Raw genomic sequence first — 15,755 nt, forward strand, 5'->3', positions numbered from 1 at the left:
CCTTTTCTTTTCTTTATAATTCTTTGAAATCAAGTAAAGGAATCAGCAATTCTGACTCTTCCTTTTCTGGAGTTTCTCCATTGTCGATCCAGCATTGTTCCTTATTGAATATAATCGGAGAAAGCGGGTGTCTTTTTGTCTCTCCATATCCTAATGTGAGATGGCTGTCGCTTAATATCATATGTGCGTTCGTGCCCCCGAATCCAAAAGAGCTGATTCCGGCTCGCAAAACCCCTTTTCTGGGACACCATTCTTTTAAAGACGTGTTCGGAAAGAATGGCGACTGATCAAATTTAAAACGCGGATTTGGCGTTTTACAATGTAATGTCGGCGGGAGCATCTGATTTTTTATGGATAAGGCAACCTTTATAATACTCGCTATCCCCGCTGCACTCATTAAATGTCCGAAATTCGTTTTTACGCTGCCCACTCCGCAAAATTGCGTTTCTTCCGTAACCTCCCGGAACACTTCTGTCAGCGCTTTTAATTCAATCGGATCTCCTATCATCGTACCGGTGCCATGCGTCTCGACATAACTGAGAGTATCTGCATCAATTCCGCCTTTTTTCAGGGCTTTTTTTATCACTGCGCTTTGCGCTTTCGGATTAGGTGTTGTCATTCCCATTGTCTGTCCGTCATTATTAACCGCGGATGAGTCAATTACCGCGTAAATTCTGTCACCTTCGGCAAGGGCGTCATCAAGTCTTTTCAAAAGGACTGCGCCGCATCCCTCTCCCGGTACAAATCCATCTGCCTTCTCATCAAATGTATGACACTTTCCTTCAGGTGAAAGCGCCCGAGCCTCACTCAGCATGACGTAAGGCTTTTGATCCAGCAAAATGTCAACCCCGCCCGCAATCGCCATATCTGACTCTTTTGACATCAGGCTTTGACAAGCGAGATGGACGCTGACCAATGAAGAAGAACAAGCCGTGTCTACAACCAGATTCGGTCCTTTCAGATTAAAAAAGTGTGAGATATGCGCACCTATGAAATTTTGTCCTATACCCACGATCGTATTTTTTGAAGGGGAACCTATTTTGGACATAAACGTCCCGGTCCGCGAACCGATGAAGACGCCGACTTCTTTGTTTGATACTTCTTCTTTTGTATAGCCGCCATCTCTCAATGTCTGGACGCTGACCTCAAGGCATTTTTTGATTAACGGATCAAGCTCTGATGCCTCACTTTTGTTCATATTAAAAAACGCGGGATCGAAAGACTCAATATCTTGAAGAAATCCGCCCCACTTACTGATACTTTTTCCCTTTTCATAGGTGTCAGAGTAGTATGAAGAAATATCCCATCGCGACGCCGGGACTTCGCGGACACTATTTTGTCCTTTCTTCAAATTTCTCCAGAACGTTTCTGTGTCCGGAGCATCCGGAAACTCACAGCCCATTCCGATAATAGCGATTTGGTTCAGACTGGTTTGTTGTATTTGAGATCCGCTGTCCCGTACTTCGGAAGCATTTTGATTTATATGTTGCTCTTTTTTCCGAATCTCAATGTTTTCTGAATCAATTTGAGGACTGATCCCCTCACTTGCAAATAATTCGTTTAAATAGACGCCCAGTTGTGAAAAACTCGGATACTCCAGAAAAGCTGATGGTTCAATTTTTATTTGAAATGCATCTTCCGCTTTTTTGACAAGCTGAACCAGTAAGATTGAATCAACTCCGTAATCCGCAAAAGACGTATCCTGATCTAAATTCTCGTAAGGTATTTTCAGCTCCGCGGAAAAAATCTCCATTAACTTCCTGATCATAGCTTCATTGTCTCCCTGACCAGAGATCTCTTTTTCTTCAGCATCCGGGTTATTTTTAGCAACTTGAATTCTTGTCTGAAGCAGCTGCTCCAGCTTGAATTTCTCCGGATGTGTCTTTGCCGGTATAAGGCAGGGGTATCCGTTTATCGTCATCATTTCATCCAGCATGGCAATACCTGTTTCTGTTGAGTGTGAAAGTAAACCAAGTGCCTGATATGATGGACTTGTCACCTCGCCCATCCCAATGTCCCTCCAGCTCGGCCAGTTAATTGATTGATAATATGTTCTGCCGGCTGCATGCTGATACGCCGCAAAGTAATCCATAAAAGCGTTCGCTGCGGCATAGTCACTTGTTCCGGCGCCTAATAAAGGAAAGGCGCTCGCAACAGATGAAAACAAAATGAAGAAATCAAGTTTGTCATCAATAAAAATGTCATGGAGTACCTGCATCCCCTGCACCTTTGGCTCAAATACTTCTCTTATTTCTTGATCAGATTTATGAATAAAAGCCGGATTCGAATGATTGGCTGCACCAGCGCAATGAATGACCCCGCCGATTTTGCCGAACTTCAGTCTCACCTCTGAAAAGAAGCGTTGTAATTTTTCTTTTTCCGTGAGCGGCCCGGAATACACTTCCACCTGAACTCCCTTTTGATCCAACTCATGCAGCAGTTGTAATTTCGAATAAAGAGGTGACTTTTCATCGGTGTCTTTTAACATGCCGGCTATTTTATCAGATTCCGGAAGGTCGGTTACTCCCATCAACACAAGTTTTTTGACTCCCTTTCCGGCATAATGTCTGGCAAGTTCTGCCCCGATCCCTCTTGTTCCCCCTGTAATAACCAGAGTTTGATCCGTACGGCATACCGGCAGGCCGGATAGTTTCCGGTTTATTTCCGCTGCATGTAATTTCTCGACGTATGGAATATAACGTTCACCGTTCCGGTAGCAGATTTCACTATACAGCCCGTCAGCACAAGCTTCATCTGTGATTACCTGTCTCAATTCCGCCGCAGTCCCGACATGCCCGTCTACATCTATTGTTTTTGATTTTATCTTTTGATACTCCGCACTCAGCATTTTATATAGTCCGGCTGTTTCGGCTCCGGCTAACGACGGCTTGTCATTCAGAAATGTCTGCAGCCCTCTGGTCACATGTAAAACGAAAAGCTGTTTACGTGTCTTTATGATTTCCTGCAGCAGTGTCAGCTTCCCGATTGTGCCGGTGCGAGCCCCGTTTTGATCACTCCGCAAATCTGACAGGTCAATTATGCCGATGATTTCCGGATTTTCTTCTATGACTGCTAGAGCCGTTTTTTTGGCTTCCCCATCCGAAGGATCCCAGTTATCTGCGCAAATGACAGCGGATTCAATCAGAGGATCTGAATCAAACAATTTGAATGCAAGCCGCTCACTTTCACTATTAGCCAGGATCATCACCTGTCCTTTCATAAAAGCGGAAGGCGCAGCCTTTTGTTTTTTCCATGATTTTTTTAATACATCAAATGATAAGTCAATCGGTGCATGGGGCAGACTTTGCGGTACACCTGTTTTTTTCTCTTTCTGTGCTGCTTTTGCGGCAGGCACCCAATATCTGTTCCGTTCAAAAGGATATACAGGAAGAGAGATAAGCTTCGGTAATTCCGCAGTGTACATCTCTTCCCATTCAACGTCTCCTCCGTTCACCCAGTGAATGGCCATTTCTCTTGCACTTTTAAAGTGAGCGGCTGACAGGGCATTCTTTTGACCAGCGCCTCGGCGGGCCTTTCCCCTATATAAACCGTTTACCTTCTGATCTGACCGCAAATACATCGTCAGCTTATTGCGAAGATCGTCAATGCTGCTAACCTCAACAGCGAGCCGCTCTTCCATAGCGTTTCTCCCGGTCTGCGAAGTGTACGCAGCATCAGCTAGTGACGTTTTTGGCTCCAGCTCTTTTATATATGCATCAATCAAGAGTCTGAGCCGTTCTTCATTTTTAGCAGAAAGCAGAATAATTTGCGTCTTGTTGCTCTGTACCGTTTCCATCTTTTCTTCATTCTTATACTCTTCGATGATAATGTGGGCATTAGATCCTCCAGCGCCGAAAGAACTGATGCCTGACCTTCTGGCTTGATTTTGCGGCGTCTCCCAATCGGTCAGTTCAGACTGCACGTAAAACGGTGTTTCCTCAAAATCAATATTAGGATTTAAGTTACCGGAATGAAGGGAAGGAGCAAGCTGTTTATATTTCATTTGCATCAGCACTTTTGTGATAGAAGCAATTCCCGCCGCAGCCTCTAGGTGTCCGATATTTGACTTAACCGAACCAATTGCACAACGATAATCGCTTTTCGAGCTGTGCAAAGCTTTGATTAAACCTGAAATTTCAATCGGGTCTCCCAAAGATGTTCCAGTGCCATGCGCTTCAATATAACTTATGCTGTCTGCATCAATCCCCGCCTTATCAAGAGTTTCACTGATGACGTTTGCCTGCTCGCCCGGATTTGGCACAGTGTATCCGTTTGTTTTTCCGCCGTGATTTACAGATGTTCCCTTAATCACACCGTAAATCCTGTCCCCGTCAGCCTTTGCGGCAGAAAGCGGTTTCAAAAGAACGGCCCCGACTCCTTCTCCCGGCACATATCCGTCTCCTCCCGCTCCAAAGCTTCTGCAGCGCCCATCGCTTGAAACAAAATGATTTTGTGAAAGCAAAGTATATTTATCCGGGTGTAAGGATAAATTCACTCCTCCGGCTATGGCGAGGGTGGATTCTCCCCTTTTTAAACTTTCACATGCAAAATGAACAGCAGAAAGTGAAGAAGAACACATTGTATCAATTGCAAGGCTGGGTCCATGCAGGTCAAAGAAATATGATACCCGGTTTGCGATAGACGAATAAGAAGACAGGAGCGCCTGACGTTCCTCATCATCTGAAGCACCGGCTGCAAATAACTGATAGTGGCTGTAGGTGACACCGACAAATACACCTGTCTTATGCCGTTTCAACTTTTTCTTTGTGTAACCCGCATCTTCAAACGTGTGCCACGCTGTCTCTAAAAATAACCGTTCCTGAGGATCAATTAACTCGGCATCACGGGGCGAAATTGAGAAGAACAGCGGATCGAATTTATCAGCGTCTTTTATAAACCCCCCCCATTTGCTGTCATGACGGGCATTGTCACCTGTGTGATAATATTTCCGAAAATCCCAGCGCTCTTTCGGTATTTCCGTTATACAATCTTTTCCGGAAGAAATATTTTCCCAAAACTGTTCCACATCCTTCGCCATCGGGTAGCGGCCGGATATACCGATAATTGCAATATCTTCCTCGGAAGGTGCGGATGGTATGCGGGAAACGGAAAGCTTCTCTCGTTTCGCCGGCGCCGAATGATCAATTCGCTGTTCGGCTGCCGGTAAAAACACCTTCTTCAACTCATGATGATAGTGTTCAAGAAAATACTCTGACAGCTCTTCAACACTGCTGTATTCAAAGAAAAGAGTCTTAGACACTCTTCCAAAATATTTTTCCAGACGGGAGTTAAGACCTAAAATCGTTAGAGAATCAATTCCGTAACAGTCAAACGTTTCCTCGGGTAAAATACTGTCCGCCGGTCTTCCCGTTTCCGCACCGACGATCTCTGTCAAAAGACGGATCGTTTGCTTTTTCAGATCTTTTTCATTTAATTGCAGCAGATTACTGTTGTTTCCAGGCACAGTCTCTATTTCTTTATGATCCGTTGAGAGTAATTCATTTACTCTATCTTTGTCTCCGCTGATAACAGCCAGCTGAGAAGCAGAGCGGCTCATACTGTCCTGAAAAGCGGCAAGGCCGGCTTGAGCGGATAAAAGTTCCAGCCCTGCATGTCTTAAAGCCTGCAGCTCTCCCGGCCCGACTGTCATATTCCCCGCATCCCATAACGGCCAATTAATAGAAAGTGTTTTCCCGGGACGTCCTTTAATGCTTCGATACTGGGTGAATCCGTCCATACATCCGTTAGCGAAGGCGTAGTCGCTTTGACCCGCATTAGGCAGAACGGCCGAAAGGGACGAAAACATAACGAAGAAATCAAGAGGCTCTTCTTCAGCTGCTTTATCCAGCCAAACGGTTCCGAATACTTTAGGCGCTATAACTTCTTCTATGCTTTCTTTTGTTTTTTTTATGATAAATGCATCTTTAACAAGTCCGGCGCTGTGCAAAATTCCGTTTAATTCTCCGAATGTCTGCTTAATGTGCTTCATTAACGCGGCCGTCTCTTTTTCCTTTGAAATATCTGCCGGGACATATAAGGCTTCAGCGCCAAGATTTTCAAGAGCGCTCAATTTTTGAGCCGTTTCACGGGAGGCCGGGGAACGCCCGGTTAATATCAGCTTGACTTCTGCCTGTTTCGCCAGATATTCCGCAAACAGGTACCCGAGACCGCCGGCTCCTCCCGTAATTAAATACACACCGTTCTTTTTTACACTGAAACTATGTTTCTCCCCATCTTCTTTTTTTACTCTTTGAAGCTGCCTTTTATAATAATGCCTCGGCTCATAACAGGTAACGTGGTTCGTCTTACATTGATTGTTCCATTCAAAAGAGATGACATCTGCAACATGCTGCTTTGTAAACGGCTCGTCAAACATTGATTTCAGCTCTGCAGCCTTACATGTGAAATTCGGATTTTCGGTCTGTACGGTCTTAAGAAAACTTTCAACCGCGTTATAAATCGGCTGAACCTCGCCCTCGGTATTTTCATACAGGTACAAAATTTCTGCTTTCGGACAAAGTTTGTTCGCCATGAAGGCCTGAAACATGTGAAACAAGGAATACAGACTTTTATTGAGCTGCTTTCTCATTGCATCTTCTGTATTTTTGAAGAGACCGGCAGCCAAAAAATGAATAATATGACGGGGTCTTATATTTTGAGAACGCAGAACCCCGCATAACGCATCATAATCCTCATCTTTTGCAAAGTTCATTGTAAAACGACCGTTCCGGCAATCTTCGAAACGCTCGCCGGAAGTCACGTAAATGAAAGGTGCCTCATAGCCTTCAAGCTGCCTCTTCATTACGGTATACATGCTGTCGTCTTCGCAAAAAAATAAAATTGGCTCTTTCGTATGCGGGAATTTTTCACTGCCTTTAAATTCATGTCTATCCCATACCATTTCATATAGATGGGTTTTCCCCAAGCTCTTAATTAATTCCAGCCCTTCTTCAGGCGTCAGGCTGCATTCTTTCACCTTTTTCACGATTTGCTCAATTTGCATCGTTTTTTCATTCATGGAAAAGCAACTCCTCTATCAGCTCTGACGTCTCTTTCGTATTCATCTCACCTGTTTGTGCTTTTTCAAGAAGCGACATGATTGTTCCATCTGCTGCATCTTTATTTGAGTTGTGAAGCTCAGTACCCGAGAAAGCCTCAGCCTTCTGCGCTTCATCTTTATTTAAATGAATCCAATGCCTGTTCTTGCTGAAAGGATAAAGAGGAAGAGACAGTTTAACCGGTTTGAGTTCCTCCTCATACAAGTCTTCCCAGCTGATTTCACAACCGATCGTCCACAACTGAGCCAGTTTGGCCGGCTTGTTTTGCTGAATCAGTGATTGAACATATGCATGACCTTCGGGGCCGCCGAATAAAGGAGCGTACAGACTATCAAAATCCGTTACATTTCCTTCATAAACACCTTGCAGCCTGCTCCCCCGGATGTAACCGTTTAATTTTTCAAGAAGATCTCCGGTATTCGAGCAAGTAATCGCAAGGCGGCATTCAAATGGTTCCCTTCCGGTTTGCAGCGTATATGCTATTTCTTCAAGACCGATTCCGGACTTTTCTCTAAAATTGCCGTTATGCGGTTTATCAGCTGATCGATTCCGGACGCTGCTGATATAGCGGCACAGCTCGCTCAGGGTCATTAATTCCTGAAATATGTCAAGTGATATTTCTGTGCCGTACATTTGGTTTATAAAAGAGATTAATTCGGAATAAGCCAACGGATCAAATCCGAATTCCGAAAGAGGTGTCTTTGCATCTATATCTGCGGTATCTAAACGCAGGATACCCGCTGCCGCTTCCCGAACCGCCTCTTGTAAATCACGTTCCTGCACCTCTTGCTGACTGAATTGAACTGATCGTTCTTCATGTAAAAATGTTGTTAACTCTTTGGCTTTAACCATCAGCCTTTCCTTTGTTTTGGCCGATAGAACAATGATTTGTTCCCGCTCGGCAGTTACTGCTTTATCTTGTCCGTATTCAAATTCTTCCACAAGGACATGAGCATTTGCCCCGCCGAATCCGAAGGAACTGACTCCGGCACGGCGCGGAATTTCATTTCCTTTTCGATCTTTTAATCTGGCCCACTTCATCGTTTTATTGACAATATGAAACGGTGTTCCGCTTAATTGAATGTAAGGGTTCAGCTCCTTGACATGAAGTGTGGCAGGCAATGTTTTATACTTCATGGATAGTAATACTTTAATCAGCCCCGGCATTCCAGAGGCGGGCTCTAAATGACCGATATTCGTTTTTACTGAACCGATGCCGCAATATTGGTCATGATTCTTTCCTGGATGCGGCTCAAAAGATCCAAACGCTTTTTTCAAGCCTTCAATCTCAATCGGATCTCCCAGTTCTGTCCCGGTTCCGTGTGCTTCAATATAAGATATCGTATCAACAGGAATATCGGCATTTTTGTAAACAGATGTTAACAGTTCAGCCTGAGCTTCCGGGTTCGGAGCGGTCAATGAAGCAGATCTTCCTCCGTGATTTTCTCCGGTTCCTCTCAGGACTCCGTAAATATTGTCTCTGTCATTCATTGCCGCTTGCAATGGTTTCAATAACAGAACAGCTGCACCTTCACCGCGGACATAACCGTCGGCAAGTTTATCAAACGTCTTACACCGGCCGTCCCTAGACAAAATACCGAGTTTATCAGTATACATATGCGTGACTGGATCTAAGAGCAGCGAAACCCCGCCTGCTACCGCCAGCTCACTTTCGCCATTTTGAATCGAGCGCACAGCTCTGTGGATTGCTGCAAGACTGCTTGAGCAGGCTGTATCAATGGACTCACTCGGACCTCTGAAATTAAAATAGTGGGATACACGATTGCTGATGAGCGCCTGGCTGTTTCCGGTTCCCGCAAACGCATGCGCCCCGTCCGAATGCCTCATCAGCAGCTGGCGGTAATCATTAAATTGAATGCCCGTAAACACCCCGATATTTTTGCCAGACAGCTTTGAAGCTTTGTAACCCGCATCTTCTATCGCTTTCCAGGTTTCCTGCAAATAAATTCTGTGCTGAGGATCCATGAGTTCTGCTTCCCGCGGATTAATATTGAAAAACGCCTCATCGAATTTATCGGCATCTGTGATAAAGCCGCCCCATTTCGAATGTACTTCGCTGCTTCCTTTGCCTTCGGCGTATTTTTTCCAATCCCAGCGATCCGGGGGAATTTCCTGAATCAAATCTTTTTCATTGATTAAATTGATCCAAAACTCATCTGCATTTTTTGATCCCGGAAAAACACAACTCATCCCGATAATGGCAACTGGCTGCTTCTCTGGATGATGGTCAGCCTGTCTTGTTGTCTTTTTTTCAAACGGAAAACTTCGCGGCGGCTTCACGGTTTTCCCGGCGGTTTTCCCAGCGTGCACTACTTTCCTTTTTTCAGAAATGTTTTTTTCTGCATCTGTATTCCCTTTTGCAACAGTACGCAGTTCACTGTTTAGAAATTCTGAAAGAGACTTAATATGGCTGTAAGTAAAGAAAACGGCAGGTGTCAGCTTAAGCTTGTATTTTTTATTCAGTCGGACAGCTAATGTTTTCAAACTGATAGAATCAAAGCCGAGATTGCCGAAATTCTCTGCCGTATCCAGCTGTTCAATGTTAATTTTCAATAATTCCGATACCATTTGCTTCAGTTCTTCCAGGACATTGTCTGTATAAGCCGGTGCTGTATAAGAAATTTCCTCTTGACGAACCGGAAGCGTATTTACTTTTTGATGCGGCAGATCTTTTTTTGTTGGTGTCGTTTCGGCATCCCCGGTAACAACCGAAATTTGCGGACAGTCACTTGCCAAAATCGTCTCAAAAGCCGCTATCCCTTCTTCCGTTTCCAAATAATCAAACCCGGATGCGGAAAGATATGCTTCTTCAGCTTCTTTGTTTAAATGCATTCCGCCTTTACGCCACAACGGCCAGTTAATCGAAATGCTCTTGCCTTGTCTCTCTTGCCGGCGGCTCTGTTCGGATCTCCAATTTATATATTGATCTTGAAAATAATTGCCCAACGCATAATTAACCTGTCCAAAATCTCCGAAGACCGAAGAAATAGAAGAAAATACGATAAAGAAATCAAGCGGCTCATCTTTCGTTAATTCATCTAAGCATATCGTTCCTTCAATTTTAGCAGTCATGCCTTCTGAAAAATCAGTCAGATTCATCTCTGTAAATAACCGATCATCGGCATGACCAGCTGAATGAATAACACCTTGAATGGAGCCCCAAGTCCGTTTCGTTTCTTCTATGACCCGTCCCATCGTCTTTTGATCTGCGGCATCAGCTTGATAATATACCGCATCTCCTCCAAGCGCCTGCAGCCGGTCAATGTTATGTCGTTTATCAGCTGTTAACGGTGACCTTCCCGTCAATACTAATTTTGCTTGATATTGAGAGGCTAAATACTTTGCAAAAATCAGGCCCAGACCGCCCAAACCGCCCGTTATGAGGTAAATCCCTTTCTGTTTCAGCTGATGAGAGTGCTCTGTATGATTGAATACATACTCCTTTAATGTCTTAACATACCTCTTGTCATTTATATATTTAACTTCTTCCGCCTGCCGTTCCACGCCTGAAACCATTTCGTTAAGACAAAATTCAGCCATTTTTTCAATTGATATACGTTCTGAAAAACCGATTGACTTCACATTCTCTGCGGATGGCACCAACATATTCGCCGTTTTTAAACAGCCTGCAAGAGCGCCCGTATACGGATCATTCACGCCTTCTTTAAAAGAGTGAACAAGAAGCAGAGAATGAAGATAAAGAGAGGCGTCACTGCGGGCGCTCAGCGCTTTTAATAAATAAAAAATTGATTCCAGGCCGCTGAGAAGGCGGTCACCCGCGTAAAATGTTTCTCCCGTGTGCAAGATGACATCAGGAGAAAACCCCTTTTTCTCCAATTCTTCGAATAAACGAATGTAATCTGACGTCACTTCCGGGTTTATACAGAATGTCAGCAGGTTTTGATCGGTCTGCCGCTGATCCGGCGTGACGAGAATGACACGGCTGTCTGATTGATTTTTCAGAGCTCCAGCCAATGCTTCATCTTTTGCAAAGACCAGAATTGTTTTAGGCTCCCTATCTTTCATTTCAATCAGAGGGTTTTTTTGATCCCACTTATGCTCATAAAAACGTACATTTTTATTAGGCTTTCCGCCAAAAACCAGTCCGCTCAGTTCCATCAAAATCCCGCCGGCATTGTCTAATACATACACATCATAAGCCGAATCGCTTTCTTCAGTTTGTTCTGCATATACATAAACGGGTTCAGTCTCATGATCAAAAATCGTACATTCTTTAATATTTTCCGGGAGCTCGCCGGCATTTTCCCCCGCAAGGTATATGACGGCTTGATATACGCTCTCAATAACTTCCGGTTTGATTATGCACCCTTTCGGCTCGGCCTTTGCTTTTATCTTTAAAAGTACCTGTCCGTTCCTGCTGACGCAGTGCTCTGCGGCTTTCAGACTGTCACTGCAGCTGTATCCGAATTCGGCAAGCCGCTGATAAAACGCTTCGTACGGTATGCGGTCTGCGCGCTGAGACAGGAACGGCTCAAGATGAATATTTCCGTTCTCGTACGCCCCGCCTTCTAATTCGAGCCGCCCTGAGGAATAAATGGATGAGTCGCTCTGTTTTTCTATAGAATACGATGCACCCTGATTATCCGCGGTTAATACAATCCGGATCTGCTCATTGCTTCCGCTTTGTAACATCGGTTCTCTAAAGGAGAGCTCTGTTAATTTAATAATCGGATTCCCTGAAGCCATCGCTCCGGCAGCTCTCGCCATTTCAATCTGGCTGAGAAACGGAAACATTTCCTTGTCTTGATACTTTGTTTTTATATACAAACCGGTATCGCTTACATTGATAAGAAACTTCTGTGCTTTAAAATCAGATATATTGCATGAAATGTAAGGATGCAGATCGTTATTACCGTTCATCCGGCGGCTTCCCGTATTTTGCGCATCTATTCTGCACAGCTCTTTGGCAAATGGATATCCGGGTGCTGATACCCGTCTCAGAGTAGCACCTTTATAAAGTGACGGCCAATCTACCCCGTTTCCGGCAACCCAGTATTCAGCAATCTTCACAAGATCCCTGTTTGCGGCTGCTTCTTCAATCTCAGCTTTGTTCATCCTTTTTGCTTCTGTTGTGCCTTTGCCGCTTGTAAAAATATGATCCATCGCGTTTCCGAGGGTATAGTCTGTCAGTCCTTTAAGCAATTCATCTCTTGTGGAGGCGATAACAGCCAATCTGTGCGGCATTTCTTCTCTGCCGGTTTGTAAAGTAAATGCTGTATTTCTAAGTGTTTCTAATGGATAATCTCTGGCTGCTATATGTTCTTTTGCGCGTTTTGCATATTCTGCCAGCCTGTCGGCATTTTTTGCAGAAAAAACAAATAAAAGCTGTTCAGGTTCTTCAGCCGCGAGAGGAGAGATAGCTTCATCCGCAAATTCTTCTAAAATAACATGGGCATTAGCTCCTCCTGCCCCGAAAGAACTGATTCCGGCACGCCTGGGAACGGATGACTCCCATTTTTCGGCACTGTCCGGTACATAAAAAGGTGTTTTTTGAAACGGTATATTTTCATTCAATTCAGCAGAATGAGTCAGTGACGGAACAATTGTTTTATGTTTCATTTGAAGAATAACTTTCGTAATGCCCGCTATGCCTGCAGCAGCCTCAAGATGTCCGATATTTGATTTAATCGACCCGATCGCGCATGTCTTCTTATCGCGTTCGGCACCTGAAAATGCTTTGGTCAGACCGGTGATTTCAATCGGATCTCCTAACGCGGTGCCTGTTCCGTGAGCCTCTATATAGCTGATGCTGTTTGGATCAATAAATCCTTTTTTTAAGGCTCTCGTAATGACCTCACTTTGAGCTTTGGGATTCGGCACGGTATATCCATTCGTCTTAGCACCGTGGTTGATGGCTGTTGCCTTAATAACTGAATAAATCTGATCACCGTCGGCAATAGCCTTTTTTACGGGTTTCAGCAGCACGGCACCTGTCCCTTCTCCCGGCACATAGCCGTCTCCTCCTGAACCGAAGCTTCTGCACCGGCCATCACTGGATAAAAATCCGCCTTGAGTCAGGAGTTCATATTTATGGGGATGAATGGATAAATTGACGCCTCCTGCAATTGCAATTTCACATTCATTCCTGATTAAACTTTCACAGGCAAAATGAACAGCCGTTAATGATGAGGAACACATCGTGTCCAAAGCAATACTTGGCCCGCTGAAATTAAAGAAGTAAGATACCCGGTTGGCGATTGATGCATATGAGGAAGAAACGGCCGCTTCGTGACCAACGCTGTACAGCTGATATTGGCCGTACATAACCCCTGCAAAAACACCGACGTTTTTTCTTTCAAGCGTTTTCTTTGCGTACCCCGCATCTTCTATGGTGTGCCAAACCGTCTCTAAAAACAGTCTCTCCTGCGGATCAATTAATTCAGCTTCGGCAGGAGAAATATTAAAGAACAACGGATCAAAATGATACACATCGTCAATAAATCCCCCCCATTTGCTTTGGTTTTTTACTTCATCGCCCGCTGCGGGCTGATAGTGCAGCCCCGAATCCCACCGATCCTTAGGTATCTCAGTTATACAGTCTTTACCGTTCAATAAGTTTTCCCACAGAGTATCAAGATCATTTGCCATCGGGTAACGTCCGCTGATACCGATAATCGCGATATCATTGTCATGATACTTCTCCTGCTGCTGCACCTGATTTTTCATCTGGATTTTCTGTTTCCCGTTAACTTCGGCTGTCTGTTTATTGTCTTTTTTCTTCTGAGATGGGGTGCTGCTCCTGTTTTCTCCTAACCGGAGTTTATGAAGAAGAGTATCCCTGTGCTCCTCAACGAAATACTGTGACAATTCTGCCGCAGTCTGATATTCGAATAACAGCGTTTTTGAGAGCGCGCCGAAATGTTTTTCAAGCTCATTCGTCATATTGATAATCATAACGGAATCAAGTCCGTATTTTTCCAATGCCTCTTCTGCATCTATTTTGTCCGCAGGCATCCTGAATTCTGCAGCAATCATTTTTATAATAAAATCAGATGTTTCAGCTGTCAGTTTCTCTGAATCAAATGATTCGATATTTCTCCCTGTTCCTTCATCTGCCGGAATATTGTCTTTTCGTTCATATAATTGATGAACATGATTGTCAATTTGCTCATCTCCGTAAAATACAGTAAATTGCGAAAAACCGGAGGACAATGCGACTGCAAACGCTTCTTTACCTTCTTCTTTTTCTAAAGGATAAAAACCCGCCTTTTTCATTGTCTCTACCGTGCGCTCATCCACTTGCATGCCGACTTCTTTCCACAGCGGCCAGTTCAGAGAGAGAGAAATCGTATCAGAATCCTGGGCAGAACGCATATTCATGAAATGATCCATATAACTGTTTCCGAACGCGTAATCAGATTGCCCGACATTTCCCAACACTGCGGAAGTAGAGGAGAAGCAAATGAAAAAGTCAGGATTTTCTTTCTCAACAGCATCATTCAGCCACATCGTGCCCAATACTTTCGGTCTGATTACCTGATCGAATTCCTCTCGTGACTTGTTAAGAAGGAAAGAGTCACGGATGATTCCCGCGCCCTGAATGACCCCGTTTACTTTTCCATAAGAAGTTTTGGCTTTTTTGACTACATATTCGGCTTCTTCCTTATTGGTAATATCAGCCTGAACATAAACAGCTGAAGAACCGGCATCCTCCAATCGTCTCAGCTGTTTTCTTATATGATCTGAAAGCGGAGATCTCCCCGTTAAAACAAGGCAGCATTTTGTTTGAAAAGCCAAATATTCTGCAAAAGTAAATCCTAATCCGCCCGCGCCTCCTGCGATAATATATACTCCATTTTCTCTCAGCGGCACATCTCCGCTTCCGGAATTTTTTTCGGGTTCATACGTTTTGAGCTGTTTGACATAACGCTGCATGTCTTTATAACGGATCTCTACATCTGAAGGCTGGAAATCACTCAGCTCATTGCGTATGATATCAGCTGCGTGAACGGCTGCTATTGACTGCTCCATTTCAATGCTTTTTGCTGAGATTAACGGATTTTCCAGCTGCAATGTCCGCAAAAATCCGCTTGCCGCCGCGTAAAGAGGCTGTTCTCCAGAAAGATGCGAAAAATATCCATATAACAGCTTGATCGGTTTGCGGCAGTTATTTTTGAAGAGCGCCTGTTGTAGTAAAAACAAAGAATAGACTCCGCTGTCGCATTGTTCACGAATCGCTCTCTCTGTCTTTTCAAACGGCATGTCTGACCACAAATGCACCGCTTCCCGTATATCTGACTTCTCTTCTTCTATAAGCCATCCTAACAGGTTTATGTAATCTCTTTCAGAACGGGGATCGATTTCAAATACACCGTCCCCGATTTTTCGAAACTCTTTCCCCGGCTTAACCAAAATAACCCTTGTATCATGCAATGCAGCAAGTTCTTTACTCACATCTTCACTTTTATCAAATAATAAAAGGCTGCCCTCACGTCGGCCGCCTTTTACATGAATGCTGAGATCTGTCCGCTGCCAGACCATCTGATAATATATCGCCTGTCCGTTACCCCCTGCGGAATGAGAACCAAGCTGCTGTATCCGCTTTACTCCTTCTTCCAAAGAAATGATGCCGCTTTCTATGTCAGAAAGTACTTTTTTTCTAATATGACGGGCTTCTTTCATAAAAATCTTCATCCCCTTTACAAATGGCACTGC

The 15,755-nt window shown here is 44.2% G+C and carries 2 protein-coding genes; both read right to left on the bottom strand.

Features of this window, described 5'->3' with window-relative positions; genetic code table 11:
- Nucleotides 1-13: 13 nt before the first annotated feature.
- The gene (locus AUL54_RS03355) at nt 14-7,018 is read right to left on the bottom strand and encodes an SDR family NAD(P)-dependent oxidoreductase (RefSeq protein ID WP_060962884.1); all 7,005 of its coding nucleotides are present in this window, start codon (nt 7,016-7,018) and stop codon (nt 14-16) included.
- Nucleotides 7,011-15,722, bottom strand: a complete 8,712-nt coding sequence (locus AUL54_RS03360; protein WP_060962885.1) for a type I polyketide synthase — start codon at nt 15,720-15,722, stop codon at nt 7,011-7,013. The genes AUL54_RS03355 and AUL54_RS03360 overlap by 8 nt, the downstream gene beginning before the upstream one ends.
- Nucleotides 15,723-15,755: the final 33 nt, after the last annotated feature.

The organism is Bacillus sp. SDLI1 (assembly GCF_001553895.1).
Taxonomy (GTDB): Bacteria; Bacillota; Bacilli; order Bacillales; family Bacillaceae; genus Bacillus; species Bacillus siamensis.